At 69.0% G+C, this 21,338-nt stretch carries 20 protein-coding genes and 7 pseudogenes; 11 read left to right on the top strand and 16 right to left on the bottom strand.

Features of this window, described 5'->3' with window-relative positions; genetic code table 11:
• Positions 1-50: 50 nt before the first annotated feature.
• Positions 51-890, top strand: a complete 840-nt coding sequence (locus AB0P07_RS34555; protein WP_365557835.1) for a transposase family protein — start codon at positions 51-53, stop codon at positions 888-890.
• A 47-nt stretch (positions 891-937) separates the two neighbouring features.
• Here AB0P07_RS34555 and AB0P07_RS34550 read toward each other — a convergent pair whose 3' ends face one another.
• From AB0P07_RS34550 to AB0P07_RS34535, 4 genes and pseudogenes are all read right to left on the bottom strand, one after another.
• On the bottom strand, positions 938-1,306 hold the full coding sequence (locus AB0P07_RS34550; RefSeq protein ID WP_365557832.1) for a VOC family protein: 369 nt from the start codon (positions 1,304-1,306) through the stop codon (positions 938-940).
• A gap of 292 nt (positions 1,307-1,598) precedes the next feature.
• A pseudogene (locus AB0P07_RS34545) lies at positions 1,599-1,796 on the bottom strand (transposase family protein); the annotation flags it as partial.
• A gap of 147 nt (positions 1,797-1,943) precedes the next feature.
• The gene (locus AB0P07_RS34540; protein WP_365557830.1) at positions 1,944-2,888 is read right to left on the bottom strand and encodes a M56 family metallopeptidase; all 945 of its coding nucleotides are present in this window, start codon (positions 2,886-2,888) and stop codon (positions 1,944-1,946) included.
• 14 nt (positions 2,889-2,902) lie between these two features.
• Positions 2,903-3,289, bottom strand: a complete 387-nt coding sequence (locus AB0P07_RS34535) for a BlaI/MecI/CopY family transcriptional regulator (RefSeq protein WP_365557827.1) — start codon at positions 3,287-3,289, stop codon at positions 2,903-2,905.
• 132 nt (positions 3,290-3,421) lie between these two features.
• Here AB0P07_RS34535 and AB0P07_RS34530 point away from each other — a divergent pair, with 132 nt between their 5' ends.
• The 3 genes and pseudogenes from AB0P07_RS34530 to AB0P07_RS34520 all read left to right on the top strand — a co-directional run bounded on the left by AB0P07_RS34530 (position 3,422) and on the right by AB0P07_RS34520 (position 5,625).
• A complete protein-coding gene (locus AB0P07_RS34530; protein ID WP_365557824.1) occupies positions 3,422-4,258 on the top strand; it encodes an undecaprenyl-diphosphate phosphatase in 837 nt (278 codons plus the stop codon).
• Positions 4,147-4,443, top strand: coding sequence for a Chromate resistance protein ChrB (locus tag AB0P07_RS34525; protein ID WP_365557852.1), 297 nt, complete (start codon positions 4,147-4,149; stop codon positions 4,441-4,443). Before AB0P07_RS34530 ends, AB0P07_RS34525 begins: the two co-directional genes overlap by 112 nt.
• A 26-nt stretch (positions 4,444-4,469) precedes the next feature.
• Positions 4,470-5,625 (top strand): annotated as a pseudogene (locus AB0P07_RS34520) (MFS transporter).
• Between the two features lie 19 nt (positions 5,626-5,644).
• On the opposite strand, the gene AB0P07_RS34515 reads toward AB0P07_RS34520, so the two are convergent.
• Positions 5,645-6,265, bottom strand: coding sequence for a DedA family protein (locus AB0P07_RS34515; protein ID WP_365557821.1), 621 nt, complete (start codon positions 6,263-6,265; stop codon positions 5,645-5,647).
• Positions 6,266-6,638: 373 nt separating this feature from the next.
• On the opposite strand from AB0P07_RS34515, the gene AB0P07_RS34510 reads away from it, so the two are divergent.
• Complete coding sequence (locus tag AB0P07_RS34510) at positions 6,639-7,541, top strand: ferritin family protein (RefSeq protein ID WP_365557819.1); 903 nt, start codon at positions 6,639-6,641, stop codon at positions 7,539-7,541.
• Positions 7,542-7,759: 218 nt separating this feature from the next.
• On the opposite strand, the gene AB0P07_RS34505 is transcribed toward AB0P07_RS34510, so the two are convergent.
• The 3 genes from AB0P07_RS34505 to AB0P07_RS34495 all read right to left on the bottom strand — a co-directional run bounded on the left by AB0P07_RS34505 (position 7,760) and on the right by AB0P07_RS34495 (position 9,437).
• On the bottom strand, positions 7,760-8,272 hold the full coding sequence (locus AB0P07_RS34505) for a DUF2231 domain-containing protein (protein ID WP_365557817.1): 513 nt from the start codon (positions 8,270-8,272) through the stop codon (positions 7,760-7,762).
• Positions 8,273-8,381: 109 nt separating this feature from the next.
• Positions 8,382-9,104 (bottom strand): transposase, encoded by a 723-nt coding sequence (locus AB0P07_RS34500; protein WP_365557816.1) that lies wholly within the window; start codon positions 9,102-9,104, stop codon positions 8,382-8,384.
• A 75-nt stretch (positions 9,105-9,179) separates the two neighbouring features.
• A complete protein-coding gene (locus AB0P07_RS34495) occupies positions 9,180-9,437 on the bottom strand; it encodes a transposase (RefSeq protein ID WP_365557814.1) in 258 nt (85 codons plus the stop codon).
• Positions 9,438-9,541: 104 nt separating this feature from the next.
• Between AB0P07_RS34495 and AB0P07_RS34490 the strand changes: the two are divergent.
• Positions 9,542-9,702: pseudogene (locus tag AB0P07_RS34490) on the top strand (transposase); the annotation flags it as partial.
• Positions 9,703-9,738: 36 nt separating this feature from the next.
• Here AB0P07_RS34490 and AB0P07_RS34485 read toward each other — a convergent pair.
• A pseudogene (locus AB0P07_RS34485) lies at positions 9,739-9,879 on the bottom strand (transposase); the annotation flags it as partial.
• Positions 9,880-10,027: 148 nt separating this feature from the next.
• Between AB0P07_RS34485 and AB0P07_RS34480 the strand changes: the two are divergent.
• Positions 10,028-10,627 (top strand): hypothetical protein, encoded by a 600-nt coding sequence (locus AB0P07_RS34480; protein WP_365557812.1) that lies wholly within the window; start codon positions 10,028-10,030, stop codon positions 10,625-10,627.
• On the opposite strand, the gene AB0P07_RS34475 is transcribed toward AB0P07_RS34480, so the two are convergent.
• A complete protein-coding gene (locus AB0P07_RS34475; RefSeq protein WP_365557809.1) occupies positions 10,611-10,808 on the bottom strand; it encodes a TetR family transcriptional regulator in 198 nt (65 codons plus the stop codon). The genes AB0P07_RS34480 and AB0P07_RS34475 overlap by 17 nt on opposite strands.
• Positions 10,809-11,053: 245 nt before the next feature.
• On the opposite strand from AB0P07_RS34475, the pseudogene AB0P07_RS34470 reads away from it, so the two are divergent.
• The 4 genes and pseudogenes from AB0P07_RS34470 to AB0P07_RS34455 form a co-directional block, all read left to right on the top strand.
• Positions 11,054-11,224 (top strand): annotated as a pseudogene (locus AB0P07_RS34470) (alpha/beta hydrolase); the annotation flags it as partial.
• Between the two features lie 45 nt (positions 11,225-11,269).
• Positions 11,270-11,485, top strand: a pseudogene (locus AB0P07_RS34465) (toxin); the annotation flags it as partial.
• Between the two features lie 1,270 nt (positions 11,486-12,755).
• Entirely contained in the window at positions 12,756-13,094 is a 339-nt protein-coding gene (locus AB0P07_RS34460; RefSeq protein ID WP_365557807.1) for a MerR family transcriptional regulator, read from the top strand.
• Between the two features lie 1,720 nt (positions 13,095-14,814).
• Positions 14,815-15,331 (top strand): annotated as a pseudogene (locus AB0P07_RS34455) (hemolysin III family protein); the annotation flags it as partial.
• Between the two features lie 54 nt (positions 15,332-15,385).
• On the opposite strand, the gene AB0P07_RS34450 reads toward AB0P07_RS34455, so the two are convergent.
• The 6 genes from AB0P07_RS34450 to AB0P07_RS34425 all read right to left on the bottom strand — a co-directional run bounded on the left by AB0P07_RS34450 (position 15,386) and on the right by AB0P07_RS34425 (position 21,301).
• Positions 15,386-15,697 carry an SCO5918 family protein gene (locus AB0P07_RS34450; RefSeq protein ID WP_365557804.1) on the bottom strand — a complete coding sequence of 104 codons (312 nt, stop codon included), beginning with the start codon at positions 15,695-15,697 and terminating at the stop codon, positions 15,386-15,388.
• A gap of 464 nt (positions 15,698-16,161) precedes the next feature.
• On the bottom strand, positions 16,162-16,365 hold the full coding sequence (locus AB0P07_RS34445) for a cold-shock protein (RefSeq protein ID WP_023586105.1): 204 nt from the start codon (positions 16,363-16,365) through the stop codon (positions 16,162-16,164).
• A 465-nt stretch (positions 16,366-16,830) separates the two neighbouring features.
• Entirely contained in the window at positions 16,831-17,811 is a 981-nt protein-coding gene (locus AB0P07_RS34440) for an SDR family oxidoreductase (protein ID WP_365557800.1), read from the bottom strand.
• A gap of 465 nt (positions 17,812-18,276) precedes the next feature.
• The gene (locus AB0P07_RS34435; RefSeq protein WP_365557798.1) at positions 18,277-18,621 is read right to left on the bottom strand and encodes a Tn3 family transposase; all 345 of its coding nucleotides are present in this window, start codon (positions 18,619-18,621) and stop codon (positions 18,277-18,279) included.
• A 495-nt stretch (positions 18,622-19,116) separates the two neighbouring features.
• Complete coding sequence (locus AB0P07_RS34430) at positions 19,117-20,235, bottom strand: acyl-CoA desaturase (protein ID WP_365557795.1); 1,119 nt, start codon at positions 20,233-20,235, stop codon at positions 19,117-19,119.
• Positions 20,236-20,242: 7 nt separating this feature from the next.
• Positions 20,243-21,301 carry a ferredoxin reductase gene (locus tag AB0P07_RS34425; RefSeq protein ID WP_365557792.1) on the bottom strand — a complete coding sequence of 353 codons (1,059 nt, stop codon included), beginning with the start codon at positions 21,299-21,301 and terminating at the stop codon, positions 20,243-20,245.
• Positions 21,302-21,338 lie beyond the last annotated feature (37 nt).

Below are 21,338 nucleotides of genomic sequence, written 5' to 3'. Positions count from 1 at the left end.
CGGGGCGGTCCGAGCGTAACTGAGGTGCCCCCGGCGGCCGTTGGAATTGTGTGACGAAAACCAAAGAGCACGCCGGGGGCACCGTGTCCCTGGTCTACCAGTGCCGCCTGCCGCTGTCCACGCACACCCTGACCTACCTTGCCGACCTGCTGCGACGCCATCTCAAAGCGATACGGTCGAGGTGGCGGGCGCTGCCGTCCGGGAGGATCGCGACCATCGTCCTGGCCGTACTGCGGCACGACCAGCGCCTGGCCGACATGGCCGGCGGCAACGACGTGTCCGCCACCACCGTGCGGCGCTGGCGCGACGAGCTGCTCGGGCTGCTCGCCGCGAAGGCCCCGCGGCTGGACCGCGCCTTGAAGAAGATCGCCAGGCGAGGTGGGGAGGTCGTCCTGATCGACGGCACCCTCATCCCCACCCAGCGCCGCACCGGCCGCGCGAACCGCCCGAACTACTCCGGCAAGCATCGCCGCCACGACCTGCACGTGATTGCCCTGACCGATGAGCGGGGCCGCCTGGTGTGGATATCGGCCGCCCGGCCCGGCCGCACCCACGACATCACCGCTGCCCGCCGCGACCACATCCTGGCCCACCTGCGTGCTGCCGGCCTCGGCGCACTGGCCGACCTGGGCTTTATCGGCCTGGACGGCGACGGGGACGATCCCGTGGTCGTCACCGGCTTCAAGGCCACCCGCGCCCGCAAGCTCACACCCGCCGAGAAGGAGGCCAACCGAGTGCTCGCCGCCGGACGCGCCCCCGTCGAACGCGGCTTCGCCCACCTGAAGAACTGGCGGATCCTCACCAAACTCCGCACCGACCCCGCCCGCGCCACCCACCTGCTTCGCGCGCTGCTCGTTCTGACGAACATCGAGGCCACTACCAGCAAATGATCTCTACCGCAGGCAGCCCACGACCAGCACAAGCACCCGGAACAACGTCACTGAGCCGGGATCGGCTGGGTGAGGTTCACCGGGTTGCCGTCGGGGTCCTGGATGTGGGCGACGCGCTGTCCCCACGGCATGTCGTTGGGGCCGCCGCGGACCGAGCCGCCCAGCGCCGCCACCCGGCCGAGCGTCTCGTCGACGTCGTCGACACCGATGCTGAGCAGGATCCGCGACGCCTCCCGGTCCCCCGGGTTCGCCTTGGCCACCAGCCCCAAGTCGGTGTCGCCGATGCGCAAGCCGAGGTAGAAGACCGGGCCTTCCTCCGGCACCCGGAAGATCTCCTCGGCGCCGAACAATTTCGTATAGAAGCCGAGCAGGACGTCGTGGTCGGCAGTCAAGATCACTGGCTGGATGGTGGACATGGCACTCCTGTCGAGAACGGTCGTGTCGCTGGGTAGACCGTTCGAGGACGGTGAACTCATCGGCAAAACCGCAGTGCCAGACGATCTACACCACAGACTGCCGCACACGACCAGCACGAGCACCCCGAAACGGGGTCACGCCACCCCGCTGACCAGCCACTTCAAGATGGCGGAGCTTCAATGACCGGAAGACGCGCCATCGTGGGATCCTGCCGGCGGTGGCGCGACCGATCAGGCCCTACTGCTCGGCTGCGTACTCTCCACTATCCGGCGCCTTCACTCTGTCGTTGCCGGGTTCGTGCTCACGCAGCGTCTTCAGCAGACCCGGCGCACGTTCGGCGAGCAGGTCGATGACCGCGCTGGTGCAGGCGTGGGCGGTGCACTCGCTGATCCCGAACCCGGCGGCGATCGTCGCGAGGGTGGTGTGCTCGCGCAGGTACCCCAGTGCCACCATCGCGCGCTGTGACGGACGGAGCTTGCAGCGCCGGTCGCGGCAGGTCGAGTGCGGCAGGATAGAGGACCAACGAGGCCCCCGAGCAACGCGGTTGAGACGTCAGACATCTCGATCAACAGCCCGGGGGCCTCGCTCGTTGCGCTTCGCGGTCCATCACCCGATCGGTGGCCAACTCGAAGAAGCTCATTGCCAGGCGCCAACCGTCCTCAACAGCAGGTCGAGGTCATGGGCGGCTTCCGCGGTGGCGAGCGTAGCGGCGGTAAGCACGGCTGCGGTTACCGCTGCGAGGGCGGGATGGCGCCGGAGTGGCGGGGCGAGGAGCGCGGCGACGCGTCGGGGTACCGGGCCCGCGGCGGCGAGCGGACCGCGGTGGCCGAGGATGCCGAGGACGGCGCCGGCTGTGCGCAGGCGGCTCGGGGTGCGGTGGGCGGCGAGGGCGGCCTTGCCGACGGCGCGGGCGACGCGGGTGCGGTCGCCGGTTGAGGTGGCGGCGTTCTCGTCGGCCCAGCGTTCGACGGTGTACGTCACGGCAGTGGCCAGGGGACGCAGGAGCGGGTTGGCGGCGGCGCCGAGTTGGGCCAGGGCGACGAACGCGTAGTGATGGGCGGTCAGGTGTGCGCGTTCGTGGGCGAGCAGGATGTCGTGCTCGGACGTGTCCAGGGTGTGCAGCATGCCGGTGGAGACGACGACCCGGCCGGGCAGTCCGGGGAGTGCGTAGGCGTCGGGGGCTTCGTCCTCCACGACCACCAGCCCGTCACGTGCGGGCATGCAGGCGGCGTCCACCGCGGCCGCGGCCAGGGTGCGCGCACGGCGCGCGAGCATGCGGGCAGCGGTGATCACTGCGCCGCCGAGCAGCAGCCCGGCGGCGAGCGCGATGGAGAGCTGGACGGGGTCGGCGATTTGGGCGCTGTGGGCCGACCAGTGGCCGAGGTCGGCCAGGAGCGGGATGCGGATCAGGCCGGTGACGGCCAGCAGGCCCAGGGAGATCATGCTCGCAGTGCTCAGGAGCAGAGACGAGGCAGTGAGCAGCCAGGTGGCCAGACGGGGTTCGCACCGCTCGGACAGCGGCCGCGCGCCGAGCGGCGCGAACAGTGTGAGCAGCAAAGGCATGTAGACGGCTATGCGCATCGGCCGGCCCCCTGTCAGTCGGTGTCGGTGTCGGGGCCGAGCAACTGGCGCAGCATCTCGGCGTCCGTGGCCGACAGCCCGTCGGCGAAGCGGGCCAGGACCGCCTCGCGATCGGGCCGTTCCTCCAGGACGGTGCGCATACGGCGAGCGGCGAACCCGGCGTCGTCGGTGACCGGAGCGTAGGCGTACGCCCTGCCGCGCGCACTACGGGTGAGCAGGCCCTTGGACTGCATCCGGGTGAGGATCGTGACCACGCTGCTGTACGTCAGCTCGCCGCCGAGACGCTCGGTCACCTCGCCCGGCGTCATCGGTCCGTCGGCCAGCTGCAGGAGGGTGAGGATCTCGTTCTCTCGGACGCCGTTGGCGCGCTTCGGGCCGCGGGCCTGCGTGTTGTCGCTCACAGTGTCGTCGTTCCCTCGTTCCTGGCCTGCCGTGTATCTTCTACACGCGTGTGGGACTTCTATACGGGTGTAAAAGTTCCGCTCTGCGAGTGTGCCATGCCCCCTGCCCCCTTCAGATGATTGGGACCCCGTATGAGTGCCATCGGTATCGGCCAGGCCGCCGTCCTGGGAGTCGTCGAGGGGGTGACCGAGTTCCTTCCGGTGTCCTCCACCGGCCACCTGAAGATCACCGAGGGGCTGATGAGCATCCCGGTCGACGACACTGGCGTGGTCGGCTTCACCGCCGTGATCCAGGTCGGCGCGATCGCCGCCGTGCTCCTGTATTTCTTCAAGGACATCGTGCGGATCGTCTCCGCGTGGCGCCGCGGACTGATCAACAAGGAGGAGCGCTACCACCACGACTACAAGTTCGCCTGGTGGGTCATCTATGCCACCATTCCGATCGTCGTGGTGGGGCTTGCGGCCAAGAAGCTCGTCGAGGGACCGCTCGGGTCGCTGTGGGTGGTGGCCGCCTCCCTGATCGTCGGCAGTGGTGTGATGTGGGCGGCCGACCAGGTGGGCCGGCACAAGCGCGGCGAGGACGACACCACGTTCAAGGACGCGATGCTGGTGGGCTGCTCCCAGATCCTCGCCCTGCTCTTCCCCGGCATCTCCCGCTCCGGCGCCACCATGTCCACCGCGCTCATCCTCGACCTGGACCGGGTGGCCGCCACCCGGCTGTCCTTCTTTCTCGGTATCCCGACCCTGACCGGAGCCGGTTTGTACGAGCTGAAGGATGCCGTGGGTGCCGGGGCCGGCATCGCCCCGCTCGCCGTGGGTACCGCCGTGTCCTTCGTGGTGGCCTACGCCTCCATCGCCTGGCTGCTGAAGTACGTCGCCAAGCACTCCTTCAACGTGTTCGTCATCTACCGGATCATCGCCGGAGTGGCACTCCTGGGGCTCCTGGCCAGTGGGGCGATCAACGCCTGACGCATCACCGAGCACAGTGGGAACGGCTGCGGCGCCGGCACCGCGACCTGACCGCGCGAGACGTCTTCGGCGCCCCGGAAGCGGCCGAGGCCGGCCGACGGCTCAAGCGGTGCGCCGCCGCCTGCGAGGACTACGCCGAGCAGGTCTTCGCCGCCCTCCACCAGAGCCCGGAGACAGACCGGTGACCGCGCCCTCGACCCCGGTTGGGCAGATGTGGCCGCTGTACGCGGATTCACCACTGCCTTCGGCGCACACGGCATCGCCGCCAGCCTCGGCGGGCACACCGACGACGCCGTCACCTCCCTGCTCGTGCTGGGCGGGCTGCTCGCCCTCTACGACGGCGCCGAGGTGATCCTCAAACCGCTCTTCGGCACCCTCGCCGACCGGATCGGCGCCCGCCCGGTGCTGCTCGGCGGGCTGGTGGCCTTCGCCGCCGCGTCCGCGCTGTACGCCGTTGCCGACAGCCTCGGCTGGCTGTGGGCCGCACGCCTCGGGCAGGGAGCCGCGGCCTCCGCCTTCTCACCATCCGCCTCCTCACTGGTCGCCCGCCTCAACCCGGCGGCCAAGCACGGGCGCGCCTTCGGCAGCTACGGCTTCTGCAAATCCATCGGCTACACCCTCGGCCCGCTGCTCGGCGGCGTCCTGGTGTGGGCCGGCGGCCTGCGACTGCTGTTCACCGTCCTCGCAGTGCTCGGCGCAGCGGTCGCCGTCTGGGCCGTCCTCGCCGTGCCCGTCGTACCGCCGCTGCCCAGGGCCCGCCAGACCGTCCTCGACCTGGCCCGCCGCCTGGCCGACCCCGTCTTCCTGAACCCGACGGCCGCGCTCGCCGCGGCCACCGCTGCCCTGTCGGTCGGCGTCGGGTTCCTGCCGGTCTCCGGCCACGCGGCAGGGCTGGGCACGGTCGCGACCGGGGCGGCGGTGTCGGTACTCGCTGGCTGCGCCGCTCTCGTCCAGCCGCGGGCCGGCCGAGCCCTGGACGACGACCGCCTCAAAACCCGCACCGGCCTCGCCGCCGGGCTGTCGCTCACCGCCGCGGGCTGGCCTGCGCGATGCTGCCCGGGCTGACCGGCATCCTCCTCGCAGCGGTGCTGATCGGAGTCGGCACCGGGCTGATCACCCCGCTCGGGTTCGCCGCGCTGGCCGCGAGCACCCCCGCCGAACGCCTCGGGCAGACCATGGGCGCCGCCGAGCTCGGTCGTGAACTCGGCGACGCAGGCGGCCCGCTCCTCGTCGCCGCCGTCGCCTCGACCGCCACGCTCACCTACGGCTTCGGGGCGCTCGCCGTACTGACCGGAGTCCTCGCGGTGGCCGCGTACGTTCACCGTCTCTCGGCGTCGTCCGTACCCCAGCCGGAGACAAAACGGTGAAGGCCCGCGGCACTCTGCGTCAGTTCTGGTGCCGGCGCCGCAGCAGGTGCCGGGCGACGAACGCTGCGGCCAGGACACCGAGGGCGATCAGCGCGTAGAGCTGGTAGCGGGTGATCTCGTCGTAGAGAGTGGTGATGTGGGTACCGGCCGCGTAGGCCAGCGTCGCCCACAGGCCCACCCACAGCGCGGCGCCGAGCGCGTTGAAGGCCAGGAAGCGGCGCCAGGGCATGCCACTGGTCCCGGCGACGACGCCGTTGGCCTGGCGCAGCCCCTCGATGAACCGGGCCACGACGACGATTGCGCCCCCGTGGCGAGTGAAGAACTCCTCCGCCTTGCGGAAGCGCTCGGGGGTGAGGAGGACATAGCGGCCCCAGCGGTGGACGAAGGCGCGTCCACCGGAGCGGCCGATCAGGTAGCCGACGTTGTCGCCCGCGACGGCCGCGACGAACGCGATCACCGCGACGGCCACGATGTTCAGTCGGCCGGCCCCGGCATAGATCCCGGCAGCGATCAGAATCGTCTCGCCCGGGGCGGGGACGCCGAAGTCTTCCACGACGATCACGGCGCCAACAGCCCAGTACCCGTAGTGGCCGAGCAGCGGGGCGAGGTGGGCCAGCGGGCCCGGCAGGGGCGGCGCCATACCTCCACCGTACGCCGCACCCCAGCGCTCACGCGCTGCCCGGCGTCAGTGCCCGAGGCCGGGCAGCGGGTCGCTGACGCACTGGCCGACGGGGGCGAGCGACGCTGCGACGATCACCGATCGCCTACGAGAACGCCCTCCAGCTGACACGTCTGTTCAAGACCACGAAGATTCCCACTTCCGCCTCCGTCCGACGTGCGATGACTGTGCGTATTCACTCCTACGGGTGACGTAATAAGGCATCGTCCTGCAGGTGCGGGTGGCATGAGAAGGGACGTTCGCACCCACAGGGGGTGCGCAGCGTAAGGAGGACATAGTGTTCCGCCATTCGATACGTGCGCTCACAGTGGGTCTGTGTGCGCTGGCCGCAGCCGTGCCGGCAGTACCGGCTCTGGCCGGGGGTGCGCCGCCCCCGTCACCGCACACCACGACCGGTGCTCCCCAGCCGCAGACGCTGGCCGACCTGGCGACCGGGATGAAGGGTGAGGCGTACGCCTACGCCGCCTACAGCCTGTTCGCCGCCGAGGCCGACCGCCAAGGCATGCCGGCCGTTGGCAAGCTCTTCCGGAGCACGGCGCACACCGAGCTGAACGAGCACCTGCGCGAGGCGGCCGCCCTGGCCGGAACGGTCGGACTCAACACCGCCAACCTGAACCAGGCCATCAGCGGCGAGACCTACGAGCACCAGGTCATGTACCAGCGCTTCGCCGAACAGGCCCGTGAAGACGGAGACCTCGAGGCAGCCAAGCTCTTCAGCGAGATCGCCGCGGACGAGGGCCGTCATCGCGACGCCTTCCGCGCAGCCCTCACCGCCCTGTCCACCGGCCGCGGCACCGTACCGGCACCGCCGACGGCCGATGTGGTGAAGGTGCCCGCGGGCCTGCCGAAGGTGAAGGCCGACCGCACCAAGGCCAACCTCGACACCGCCCTGCACGGCGAGGCGCTCGCCCAGGCCAAGTACTCGCTCTTCGCCGCCCACGCCCGGCAGACCGGCAAGCCCGCCCTGGCTCGTCTCTTCGAGGGGACGGCCAAGGTCGAACTGCAGGAACACTTCGCCGGTGAGGCGGTTCTGGCCGGGCTGGTCCGTTCGACGAAGGAGAACCTGCGCAAGGCCGTCACCGGGGAGCACAACGAGGCGACGAACGTGTACCCGGCATTCGCCGAGCGCGCCGCCGCCGTCGGTGACACCGCCGCAGCCGACTACTTCCACGACACCGCCGGCGACGAGGCCAAGCACGCGGCTGCCTTCCAGCAGGCGCTGGACAGGCTGCGCTGACCGCGCTGACAGCAGCGGGAGTGCCTTGCGCCGCATGATGCGAGGCGGTCTGGGCGGCGCTTCACCCAGTCGTCCGGACCGCCTCCACAGGAACTCCGCGGAGCAAGCTCCAAGCGACGGTGTCGCATTGGCAGCATCGCTTTCGCCTGCCGCGCGGCAGGCGAAAGCCCCGGCCTCGTTCCTGCCCCGCACATCGGCTGTCGGTGACCGTTGCCGGGTCAGTTGGCTGTAGTGCTGAAGGATCCGCGCCATACAGACTTGGCGCCGGAATCACCGATTCGGTACACCTGGACAACCGCGCCTACGGCTACCACGACCGACAGTAGGACGGCGATCGCCCATACCGATGCTCTCGGCCGTGCTGCCGTGTCGGTGCCTGCCGCAGGGCGGCTTTCCGGAACGGCCAGATGCCGGTAGGCGAACCAGACCAGGGCAGCGACTGCGAGCATGCCGATCGTCCAGGGAAGCAGTTCGTCGCCCAGTTCCGCGTGCCTCTCCACGAGGGGCGTCTCCGGAACCCGCTCTTCCAGCCATTCGCCCGCGCCCGTGGTCAGGGGTACGAGGGCCAGGGAGATGAGTGCAAGGCCTGGCAGGGCCAGTCCGAACCGTCGCAGGATGGGCGGCCATGCCGCGCAGGCCACCAGGCAAAGCGCTGTCAGGGGTACGAGCACGACCACTGCATGGACCAGCAGAGGGTGTGCGGGGATTCCGTTGATCAGCGTGGGTTCCACGACGACTCCTTGGGCGGCTGGCCACAGGAAGGCAGCAGCACGCATGCTGTGCTCGCACCACGCTCTCCCACGTCCGCGGGAATGATCGGGAACCCGCTCGTGGAGGCGATCAGAGACGACCGCAACGGCCCAGCGTGATCTGCCACTGGCTGACCCTGCACCCGGGCCATCGGCGCTGCCGTATCACCTGTGCTCGCTTCTCTGGAGGACAGTGTCCCCGGTGTTTCTGCTGCCCGCCTGCTCGCCGGACCCGAATCCCGTCGAGTGGGTGTGGGCTCACGTCAAGCGCGGCCTGGCCGACATCGCCGAGGTTGCCCTCGACCGACTCGAGGCCCTCGTAAGCAACCGGATCAAGCGCCTCCAGTACCGGCCCGACACCCTCGACTGCTTCACAGCCGGCACTGGCCTCACGGTTCGCAGGGCTTCTTCTCGGCGTGGCGCCACCGGTAGTAGGTGGAGGAGGGGATCTCCAGTTCCCGGAGGGGGCTCCACCTCCAGGTGTCCGTGCTCGGTGAGGAGCACGGACACCTGGGCCGGGTCGGGTCGAGCTGTGCCGCGAAAAAGCCGAGGCCGTCCGCAGGATCTCGTTCGACCGCTTCAGCTGGGTGCTCTCTTTGCGCAACGCGGCCGGCTCGGCATGTTCGTCGCTGGTCAGCAGATCGCCTCGCTCGCCGGCATCGGCCTCGGCGTGGCGGATCCAGTTGCGCAGGGCCTCGTGGTGGACACCGAGTTCCTCGGCCGTGCGGCGGATCACCGTCTTCGGCTCCGCGGCGCGGTACATCCGCACCGAACGCTCTCGCAACTCCAGCGGATACCCCCTCGGGGCAGGCATCAGCAGCGCTCGTCTCTGTGAATCCCATTCGACCTGCTGTCGCCAATCCCCGCCTCTCGGGGGAACCCCGCACCCTCAACGAACCCACGTCACCTTGACGAGCCGAAGGCAGTGGCGGGCCGCGCTCTTGGGCGGCAGGCCGTGCGGGAGACGGGCCCACTGGCAGCCGGTTCGCCCCTGGTAGAGGACCGAGTTGACGATCTCCCGCATGTCGTAGGCGCCCTGGTGTCCGCTGACCGAGCGGTGTCGGTTCTTCCACGCGGTGATCACCGGCTCGATCAATGACCATTGCTCGTCCGATAAGTCACTCGGGTACGGCTTGCGTTCACTCACCCGGCCGCATCACCAGATCACCAACCGTGGACCGGCGGATTTCGCCCTGCCGTCACACCATCAGGCGATGGCAGACCCACCCAAAGACTTTAAGAACCGCCCGCTCACAGCGACGCGGGCGGCACCGTTGGACTGTCGAACGGACCATGGCCTGGCTCGCCGACTCCGCCGACTCCACCGTCGCTACGAGCGCAAGGCCGAGCACTTCCTTGCCTTCACCAGCCTCGCCTGCACCCTCATCTGCTACCGCGGACTCGCCAAATGAGATGACTTGTAAAGGGTCGCTTCCGCGTACGCGATGTTCCAGAGTGGCGGCGTCGCGGCCGGGCAGTACTTCGATCCGCCGGCCGGTCTCGGCGTTGATGATGACCGTAGCGTAGCTGTGCTGGCGCCGTAGGGCGAAGTCGTCGACACCGATCACTCGCGGGAGAAGGGCGGGCAGCGCGCGATAGCGAGCCGTCGGCAGCCAGCTCCTCTGTTACGGCATGCGGACAAACTCGGGTGAACCCGCGCCGGCCGGAGTGCCGTCTTCCAGGGCGCAACGAACAACACACGGCCGCGATCTCGACAACTCGCAGGAGGTTTCCCTCATGACCACTCGTCGTACCGTACGTCTCACCGGCCTGGCCGCCCTCACCGCCGCCGCGGCCTTCTCGCTGACCGCGTTCCAGGCCGGGACCACCGATGCCTCCGCCAGCCCGGCATCGAAGGACGCCGTCTCCGTCTCTCACTCCATCGGCGACGGTGGGGCCGGCGACGCGAAGATCCAGGCGGGATCAACGGCCGGCACGGAGACCCTGGCCGACGGAAGCACGGCCAGGATCAGCAAGCTCGGCGACCTGCACTACAGCGCCGAGATCGTCAGCGACGGCGCGGTGGTGGCCACGCTCGACGCCGACCAGCACGACGCCGGGCTCGACGCAAACGGCATGTACGTCGTACTCGGGGTGGACGGCGAGATCCACTCCTGGATGGGCGGCGAGCACTACGGCCCGGGCACCTACGAGCTCGAGGGCGGTTGGACGGCCGAGGTCACGAAGCTCGGCGAGCTGCGCTACCACGCGGACATCCTCGACGACGAGGGCGCCGTGGTCGCCACGCTGGACGCGGACAAGCAGGACGCCGGACTGGACGCCAACGACTCGTACATCGTGCTCAGCACCCGCGGCGTGATCAGCTCCAGCATGTAAGCGCCGGATGGGCGGCGGGAGCCTCCGGCCCCGTCGGGGACCCGTCCGCCAACGCGGCGATCTCGCGCACGGTCGTCGCGACGTATTCCCGTTCGGCGAACAGGCGGCCGGCCGCGTCGACGATCGCTTCGTGCGTACTCGCCGCGAGCATGGCTCGCCTCTGCTGTGAAGGCTGCTCCATCCGGCCAGCGCTACCTCCGCGACCTGTCGCGTTGCCCCGGTCCCCGGCCTCCTGGATCAGGACTCCAACTGATCGGAGTGAGGCTCCGGTTGGGGGGGAACGGGAGCTGCCCCCCACACGTCGCACAGAAGGCCCTCATGAAGAAGTCCTTCGTATCCGCACTCGCCGTCATCGTGGTGGTGGCGCTCTCCTCTGCAGGGTGCTCGTCGGCCAACGCGGGCGGATCAAAGCTGAACTGGAGAGAATGCCCGAAGGGCGTCGCCGCGCCGGGTGTCGAGTGCACGACCCTGAAGGTCCCCCTCGACTACAAGAAGCCGGACGGCAAGAAGATCGAGATAGCCGTCTCCCGCCTGGCGAGCAAAAACCCCGACAAGCGCCACGGTGTGCTGCTGACCAACAGCGGCGGCCCCGGCGGGCAGACGCTCACGATGCCCGCCACCCTCAAGAAGATCGGCGTCCCTCTGCACTCCGTCGCCCGCAATCACGCGCTGATCGACGGCAACAAGCCCACCGCCTGGCTCGCCATGCGCGTCTTCCTGTGGTTCAACGGCGCCGCGGCCGGGACTGTCCCGCCGCCCGTCTCCGTTGCCGGACCGTTCGTGGAGGAAGTCGCGCAGGACAACGTGGATGTACCGGTCATTGCCAAGTGCCTGGCTGTCTGGTCCCCCGTTTCCTGACGCTCGACGACGCAGGGCAGGATGCGCGCGTGCCCTGCCCACGAGCTGTCGAACGCCACCCACACATGGCCGCATTGGCTGGCTCGGGAGTATCGGCTGTGCCGACCAAAGGGCTTCGGCGCCCCGCGCCGGGTCGTCCGCCACGGCGTCACGTACCCGGCTCCGTCGCGATCGCCTCCTGGACCAACGGGGCGACTCGGTCATGGGCGCCATCGGCGACGGTGCCGGCTGCTACGACTCCGACGGCCGCCTTTGCAAGCAGAAGCTGCCGTGGAACATGGACGTCGAGTTCAAGCTCGACCCCACCGGCACGGAGACCTCCCGAAGGGTCACCTTGCCGGCGGTCTCGGGTGCGAGCCCCGGTACGAGACCTTGCAGAAAGTCACTGCCCTGTCGTGGGCGTCGGTCACGGATGTCGCCGAGCGGAGGGTGGCGGCCTTGGTGCTCACCGTTTCCATCAGGACACTCCGGCCTCTGGGGCAGCGATCTGATCCTGTCCGCCCGGGGGGTTGGGTCCCGGCTGCGGCCCGCAGGCCCTCCTCACCCCCAGCATCCATCACTGTTCGAGAGTGATTACCTTCCCATCGGACACGCGAAAATCTGTATCGGCTGGAGTAGACATTGGGCAGCAGTGTGGCTATGTTTCTCCTGTGACCCAGAAGGACCGCAGGGTCCGGCAGAGACGAACTGCCGGGCAGCATTACCCGTAGTTGCAGGACGGTGCGGTGGTGGAGTGTCGAAGCCAGGATGGTGCAGGACGGCGACGGGACTGACGACCGGACCGGGCGGCCCGCAGTGATCAGGGGCCGCCGCCGCAGTGGCAGTACCCAGCAGCGAAGTCAGTGAGCGGTACCTCGGTGAAGGCGTCGGCTGCGGACGCGCGCGCCGGGTGGTTCGGCAGTGGGGTTCCAAGCCGGAGCAGGTGCAGGACGGGCAACGGGGCCGACTGCCGGACAGTGGCGCTGTCACAGGTCGCTGGGAGGTTCGTGTCACCAGCAGTAGAGCAGTACTAGAGGAAAGAACGGAGGAACGAAGCGCCATCAGGATCGCCCGGGCGCAGTTTCGGGCTCGGGTACCGCAGGACATCGATAGTGAGGTGGTCTCCGGTCAAGAAACCGCGATCCCCGCGCCCCCGGCAGCAGGCAGGTCGGGTCCGCGGACACAGAAGGCCGACGCAGTATCAGGGTCGGCAGATGGTGTAGGAGTTCCTTCGGGGCCCTGGTGCCGCATGGCATCAGGGCCCCTCCATGCGTTCCGCAGAGAGGTGCAGATGACAGTAGACGATTCGTACGGCCGTCTCGACGACGACGACTACCCCGCCTACACCATGGGTCGGGCGGCCGAGATGCTCGGCACGACCCCCGCTTTCCTGCGGGCCGTCGGGGAAGCCCGGCTGATCACGCCGCTCCGCTCGGAGGGTGGCCACCGCCGCTACTCCCGCTACCAGTTGCGCATCGCGGCCCGCGCCCGCGAACTCGTCGACCAGGGCACTCCCGTCGAGGCGGCCTGCCGCATCGTCATCCTGGAAGACCAGCTCCAAGAAGCGCGGCGTATCAACGAGGAACTGCAGAGGCGCCCGGCCGGCCTGGTGGGCAAGGCCGACGGCTGAGGCCACATCTGCCGGCCGGTCCTGCGAGAGCCCGGCTGCCAAGACGGGAAGCCCTCGCGGCAACCCGAAGAGGCAGCTGTCCGCACCGATGTTCTGGGCCCGGTCCTGCGGTCCTGGCTGGGACTCCCGTCTTCTTGCCGGAGCGATGCGGCTGTGGACGCGGAACCGGACGGCAGTCTCGTCGGGCGCGGGGCGCGGGGCGCAGGCCGATGGCGACGGGGCCGGCGAAGGTGTATCCCTGTGCGCGGCCCGCGCCTGGGCCATGAAACGGCGGGTCACATCCCGGGCCTGACCGACGCGCTCTGCGCCCTCCAGGGCGACCGCGGACAGCAGGGGCCGGTCGGCCAGCGACTGATCCGCGTCTTCGGGCACCACTCGCCCCATACTGCTACCCTTGTCCTGTTTAATCCGGCTCGTGGACGCCCAACTGCCCTGAAAAACCGCCTACAGGCAACCCTCGTGTCACGGATGCATACATCACTCAAGTGCGGCGCGTCGTCGGGTGGGAGACGTCGGTGGGGGAGAGGCCGGGACGGGGCGATGCCAGCGTCGGCGGCGCAGGTGTCACAGGGGCATCGCTTCCGGCTTTCACCACCCGCCCGGGTGCTACCAGCGTGTCATCCACCTGATCCAGGCTGCCGCGGCAGGCGCTCGACGTCGGGGGTGTACTGGCGCAGCTGTACCGTTCCGCCGCGAGGAGCGGCCCGGGTGAGGCCGGCCATACGGCCAATGCCAGAGGCTGAGCGCTGTCCATGGTGAGTTCCGTGCACAAAAGGGCCTGCGGGACCTCCTTTCCAAGACCGTGCTGCAGGAGTCCGTCACAGCGCAGGTGATCCCGTGCTGTCCGCGACCCAGGACTGTCCTCCGTCTGGCCGAGGGTCCTCGTCTTCTGAGCGACATCCCTTTAGCGTGTGCGGTAGCCGCCGAAGGGAGGCGCCATGTCGGACGATCCGACGGGCCCGTTGGGTACGGCAATGCGGGAGGTCACGTTTCCGGACCAGTCTCGCGGGATCATCTTGGTGCGGGCGGGAACACCGCAGGCGGAGGCCGAGGCAATGGCCGCCCGTGTGTGGGCCGAGATGTCGAAAGGCTGACCTGCACGAACACGGACAAACCGTACCGTCTTCACACGCATTTTCCTGAGCCGTCGGCCATGGAACGGAACCAGCCGTACGAACCCCGCACCGGTGCATGGCGCCACCTGTACGCGTCAATCGCCTGGGACGGAGGTGTCCAGTGCCTGGGACGGAGGCGCCCGGGAGTCTCTGTGACGAGGCCGGGGCCACGCGGGGCGAAGAGGTCGCCCCGCGGTCCGCCACCTGGCGCGGCTGTCGGCTGTTCACGAGAACACCGAGGGAGGAGTCGCCCGCCTCTTGCCCGGCGCGTTGCCGGGTGAAGAGCAGGTGGTGAAGGACTTGCTCGCCGAAGGCGGCCGGGGGGCCCCGTCGGCCGGCCTGTACGGCGTTCACTGTCCCAGTGGCGGCAGGCCCCCGACCTAGGCGCCTCCTTGAGGCAGTAGTGACCCCGCCTGGCGATACCGGCCCGATGGTGGTGGGCCCCACCTTCGGCGCGGTTGTTCCGGGCATGCTTTTGGCCTGATCGGATGGTCTTCGGTGATGCCCATAGGGGCGAGTCAGCACGGGGAGTCGGGGCGGGGGAGGCTGTAGCCGGTCTCTCCGGCGGAGCATGCCGTGGCGGTGCCGGGGAGAACTCTCGTCCTGTGACCGACCCGGCCGGGCGGGCGGCGGATCTGGTCGAGCCGGTCAAGCCGAAGCTGCGTGGCTGGCACCACGCTGCTATGGTCGCGGCCTCGTCGAGTGCCGGCGTTGTCCTGATCTGTCCGGCCCGGACGTCGGCGACCTGGGCCTGTGCCGTGCACGCCGTGACTGCCTGGCTGCTGTTCGGGACGAGCGCCGTCTACCCATCTTGGCACCTGGGGGCCGCTGGGCGAGGCCGTTCTGCGTCGTCTCGACCACGCGAACATCTTTCTGATCATCGCCGGCACCTGTACGCCTTTGGCCGTGCTCCTTCGCTCTGACCGGCAAGCTCTGCTGCTGTGGATCGTGCGGACGGGTGCGCTGGCGGGCATCGCCTTCCGTCTCCTGTGGGCCAGCGCTCCCCGCTGGCTGTACACCCCCTGCTATCTGGCCCCGGGGTGGGCACCGGGGCGCTACCTGCCCGGCTTCCTGCACACCGGCGGAGCGGCCGTAGCCACCCTGACAGTGACCGGCGGTCTCGGTGCCGGTCGGGCCCTCACCACTGTTCTGGTGTCGGCGCGCTTGTCGCGTCGGTCAGACGGACAGGTGGGGGGCGCCGAGCATCGCGGAAGCCCGCTGCAGCGGACTGTCGCTGCGCGCAGGAGCGGCCTCGGGAAGGGCGCGGCAGGTGAAGCCCAGCTGGGCCATGGCCCTCAGGACTTCGCCGACGCTGAAGTCGCGGCGGTCCTGGCGGGTGATGACCTGGCCGACCTGCTTGGCGGGGTAGCGGCGTCGTCCGATGATCACGGACTCGCCGGTAACCGGTTCGGGTTTGACGCCCTTCATCGATTCCAGCACGCCGCTCCTGGTCAGGTCGAAGGGGAAGCGGGCAATGACACAGCGCATGGTGCCTCACAGACAGGAGAGGGTTACGGGGCCGGCCGCCGTTCGGCGGTTCAGCGGGAGAGAGCGAGGACGCCCGGGACGCTGCCGTATTCGTCGACCACGGGCGCCAGCCCCATGCGGAACCTTCCCCGAAGCGGCACATATCAAGGAATTCCCGAAGCGATGAACTGCACGGAGAATCGCAAGAACGGGCCGGTGGGCCTTGCCGGCGGATCTGACCAACAGAAAATCCGTTCGGCACATCCGCTGGAATGATTGGGGGTGCTGTGGACTCGATACTCGAAGCGTCCACTGCGCTGTTTCTATGAAGGATGCGGCTGCACCCTCGAAGGGCGATCCGTGTGCGGTAAGAACATGCTGTCCGGGGTGTCGTCCGCAGGTGACGTCACTGCGGGAAACGCATGTAGCTGGGGCCCGCACCCCGAAGGATGCGGGCCCCAGCTACAAGTATGTGACAGTCAGCGTCAGGCGGGAACGATGTTCTCGGCCGTCGGGCCCTTCTGACCCTGCGCGATGTCGAAGCTCACCTTCTGGCCCTCCAGCAGCTCGCGGAAGCCCTGGGCGGCGATGTTCGAGTAGTGGGCGAACACGTCAGCGCCGCCACCGTCCTGCTCGATGAAGCCGAAACCCTTTTCCGCGTTGAACCACTTCACGGTACCAGCAGCCATGTCATTTCTCCTTCGGGGCAGTCATACGGGATTCGCACCGTGCGAACCTCGTGTCGCCGCAATGATCACCCCGCCCGGAGAAAGACCGGAGATATAAAAGCGCTTCCAGTGGTATCGAGTCCGACCGGAGCACTTGAAATTTCGGGAACCACAACTGCAACTGACATCGACAGTAGCACGCCACGGCGGCCACTGTGCGGTGAAGAACGCCACCTTGCTAATTGCGGCAGAAAATCTACCCGCATGCTCCGATGGAAACTCGAACCGCGCGCACAGGTATTGACCCACCGTGCGACGCCACATATTGCATGCCGCGCTCGCGTGATCCGGTCCCCCACCACGCTCTCCGCTTCTGCCCGGGTCGGCCCCGGCTTGCCTGCGCGCCCGCTTCCGTGAACGCGTCGCAGCCCCGGCTGCCCTCTACCAGGCCGACCCTCAGGAGGCGCAACCCGGGGAAGCCGAGGATCAGCGGTAGTCGTCGGGGGAGCCTTCGTTGCCGCCGTAGGTGACGTCCTCGAAGTACGCCCAGGCGTCCGGCTGGCTGCCGTCCACGTCCGTCACCCCGTAGGCCCTGGCCAGTTCCCCGCTGGAGGTGGACTTGCCGTTCCACCGCTTCGCGCGGTCCGGGTCGGCGGCCAGCGCCGCCACCGTGCGGGCCAGGTAGCGCGGGGACTCCGCGATCGCGAACGTCGGCTCTTGGGAGATCGCGTCACGCCAGTTCTCCTCACTCACCCCGAAGTGGGAGAGCATCTGCTCCGAACGCAGGAAGCCCGGGGACACCGCGACCGCCGTGCCCCCGTACTCCGCCAGCTCCTGAGCCAGCCCGAACGCGAGGCGGATCGGGGCGTTCTTCGCCAGGTCGTAGTAGATGTTCTCCCGGTAGCGGCGGTTTGAGTGCGCGGTGCCGTCGGTGACTTCCACATGCAGCGGCGCGTCGGAGCGGATCAGCAGCGGAAGCAGCAGCGCCGCGGTGATCACGTGCGAGCGCGCGCCCAACTCCAGGATCCGCAGGCCGTCGGCGAGCGGTGTCTCCCAGCTCTTCTTCCCGAACACGGAGGTGGTCAGAAGGTGCTCGCCGCCCCACAGGTCGTTGACGAGAATGTCGAGCCGCTCGTACTCCCGGTCGATCCGCTCGACGAGGGCGCGGACCTGGGCTTCGTCGAGATGGTCGGTGGGGACTGCGATTCCGGTGCCGCCAGCTGCGGTGACGAGTTCGGCGGTCTCCTCAATGGTCTCGGCCGTCCGGCCGACCTCGCTGGCCCGGGCCCGGGTGGTTCGGCCGGTCACATACACGGTCGCGCCGGCCCGCCCCAGTTCCACGGCCTGAGCTCGTCCCGCCCCGCGGGTGGCCCCCGCCACGAGGGCGATCCGTCCCGTGAGTGGACCCTTCAGACTGGCCTGCTCGGTGCTCTTGGTGGTCTGCCTGGTGATGTCCTCGTTGCTCATGTCATCCATCGTTCACGCTAAAGCTGACAGAACACGTCACCTTTTATGTGGGAGGTACCGCGCATCATCCCCGCCATAGCGCCAAGTACGTCCTCACACTGATCGTTTTCAGCGTGGCCGACAGCCACCGATCGGGTGACGCCGGTCAGGTCGAGGTAAGGGCCACAACGCACAAGGCTCCCGTGCACGACACGGACACCGCACGCATGATCTCCCAGCGGGAGACCAGCTGCCATCACAGGAACGGGCGAGCACCGCTGTGGCGGCAGGCTCCCACCGCCGCGATCTCGGCCACCTGGTAGCGGCCCTGGACCGGCCCGCCAGGGAAGCAGCGTCCGACGCGACGCCCTGACGCACGCAGCCCTCCCACCAGGACGGAGGACGAACGGGACGAGGGACGACCACGGAGAACCCTGCCCACGATTCCTGCCCGGGCCTCCGGTCTCCGGCACGCTGCAAACGGTCCTAGAGGGGGGAGAGGCGGGCCACGGCCTCATCCTTGACGTCGTGTCCCCCGGAGGGGAGTTGGGCGACGACGGCATCCAGGGAGCGGGTGTTCCGCAGGGCGACAGTGGTGAGGACCAGGCCCAGGCTTGCCAACCGATCTTCCGGCTCCTCGAGGTACGCCTGGCGGAACTGCCCCGGCAGCCGTGGCGGATCGCGCGGGAGAAAGCGGCGGGAATCCTGGACGGTGAGCCACCGTTCAGCAGCCGCCCTCAGGCGTCGTCGACCGGGTCGACCAGAGCAAGCAGGTGCTCCGCAGCAGGTCGCAGGCCCGGGCCTGAGGGGTGACGAGCGACCCGGCGACACGGAGCATGTCGGGCCGATGCGTGGCGACCAGCGACTCCGGGCAGACGCCGACGGAACCTGCCCCGGTACGGCGCGAGGTCCTCGGCATCCGCGGGCGAGAAGCTCCCGGATACGGATGCAGAGTGCTGTGAGCTGGAGGACACCGGTCCCTCATGACGGCCGGGGGCGGTGTGGGCCGTGATAGTCCTGGTGGGCCGCAAGGTGGCTGCTCGAGTGACCCGCTGCACGCCCGGGGAGCCGGCCGCCATCGGCCTTCCCCGAGGTCCGGCCCTGACCAACCAGCCGGCCCGGGCGGTACCGGGCCGGCCGCAACACCTCGCCGAAGGCTGTGTGCCGAGCCCCTGGCGCGCCTCCGGGCGGCGGAGCCGGGCACCGGGCTGCCGCGGATCCTGTGCCGTACGGTCTGATGCCACGGTCACCCACCGCCCGCAGCGGATCTCGCGTACCCGGCGGTGCCGCCGGAACGGCCCAAGGACCTGAACCAGTGGAGGGGAATCAGGCGGCGACGAGCTCCGGCTCGCGGTCCGGCGTCTCGACCCTGGGCTTCTTGTTCGGCAGCGAGAGCCGGAAGACCTTGTGCCACGCGGAGAACACCTGCTTGGGCAGTGGTCCGGTGACGTACTCCAGCTCGTACTTCTCGAACAACGCGCGCACCTTCACCGCGACTTCGGCGTACCGGTTGCTCGGCAGGTCCGGGAACAGGTGGTGCTCGATCTGGTGCGAGAGGTTGCCGGTCATGAAGTGCATGGCTCTGCTGCCGCTGATGTTCGCCGAGCCCATCATCTGGCGCAGGTACCACTGGCCGCGTGTCTCGCCCTTGATCGACCGGCGCTCGAAGACCTGCACGCCCTCGGGGAAGTGCCCGCACATGATCACCGAATGGGACCAGACGTTGCGGACCAGGTTCGCGGTGAACGTGGCAGCGAGCGTGGGGAGGAACGACGGGCCCGACAGCAGCGGGTGGATCACGTAGTCCTTGAGTACCTGCTTGCGGATCTTGCGGCCCACCGCCCTGGCCCGCGCGCGGAACTCCGGGTCCTTGCGGCGGCGCTTGCTCAGGTTCTTGCCGAGCTCCAGGTCGTACGCCGCGATGCCGTACTCGAAGAAGCAGGCGTTGATGAAGTTCCACAGCGGCTGGCCGAGGTGGAACGGGTGCCACTTCTGGTCCTCGTCGACGCGCATGATGCCGTAGCCGAGGTCGTTGTCCTTGCCGATCACGTTGGTGTACGTGTGGTGCAGCTCGTTGTGCGAGTGCTTCCACTGGTCGGCCGGCGAGACGTGATCCCATTCCCAGGTGGTGGAGTGGATCTTCGGGTCCCGCAACCAGTCCCACTGGCCGTGCAGGATGTTGTGGCCGATCTCCATGTTGTCCATGATCTTCGCCACGGACAGACCGGCGGTGCCGAGCAGCCACGCGGGCGGGAAGATCGAGAACAGGAGCACACCCCTGCTGACCAGCTCGAGCTTGCGCTGCGCCGAGATGACCTTGCGGATGTAGGCGGCGTCTTTCTCGCCGCGGTCGGCGATCACTTCGTCGCGGATCGCGTCCAGCTCGCGGCCGAGCTCCTCGATCTGCTCCGCCGTCAGGTGGGCGGTGGGGTCAATGGCGGTCAAAGTGCTCCTACCGTTCGATGTCGCAGGGGCCCGCCGCGGCGGACACACAGGTCTGGATGAGGACGCCCGGCTCGGCCTCGGTGATCTCGCCGGTGCGCAGGTCGCGGACGGCGCCCGCCTTGAGCGGCGTGACGCAGCCGAAGCAGATGCCCATGCGGCACCCGGAGGGCATGAGTACGCCGGCCTCCTCGCCCACGTCCAGCAACGGCGTGGCGCCGTCCGCGTCGACGGTCTTGTCGGTGACGCTGAACGTGACCTCACCGCCGTCGCCTCCGGCGACGGCGATGCCGGGGCGGAAGCGTTCGGTGTGCAGGCGCTCTTGGACGCCGTGCTCTCTCCAGTGTTCTTCGGCGGCGTCGAGCAGGCCCGCGGGCCCGCAGGCCCAGGTCTCGCGCTCGGCCCAGTCGGGCACGAGTTCGTCGAAACGGGCGATGTCGAGCATGCCGTCTGTGTCGGTGTGCACCTCGGTGAGCCGCAGCTTCTTGTCCGCGACCAGGCCGTGCAGTTCGCTGCGGAAGATCACGTCTTGCGGCCGTGGCGCGCAGTGGACCATGACGACATCGTCGAACTCGGTGTCGCGCAGCATGCCCATCACGGGCGTGATGCCGCTGCCTGCCGTCAGGTAGAGCACCTTGGCGGGCTTGGCCCGCGGCAGCACGAAGTCACCGGTCGCCTGGTCGAGCTGGATCAGCGTGCCCGGCTTCACCCTGCGGACCAGGTGGTTGCTGACCTTGCCGTCCGGGATCGCCTTCACCGTGATCGTGACGCGACCGTCCTGGCGGTGCGTCGGCGAGGTGAGGGAGTAGGTACGCCACAGGCGGACGCCGTCGACGTCGACCCCGATCCGCACGTACTGACCGGCTGTGTGGCCGCGCCAGCCCCGTCCCGGCCTGATCACGAGGGTCGCGGCGTCACCCGTCTCGAGGTGCACCGCCTCGATACGCCCCCGCAGGTCAGCGCCCGCACGCAGGGGGCTGACCAGGTCGAGGTAGTCCGACGGCAGCAGCGGCGTCGTGACCATCTCCAGTAGTTTCCACGCCCTGCTGCGCAGGGCCGCGCTCGTCATGGCTCCAGCTTGCTGTGCCGCGAGGCGTAAAGTCCTG

Origin of the sequence: Streptomyces sp. NPDC085944 (genome assembly GCF_040686295.1) — a bacterium.
Classification (GTDB): Bacteria; Actinomycetota; Actinomycetes; order Streptomycetales; family Streptomycetaceae; genus Streptomyces; species Streptomyces salinarius.
Note: the sequence above shows the minus strand (reverse complement) of the source record. Positions and strands in the feature narration are given on the sequence as shown.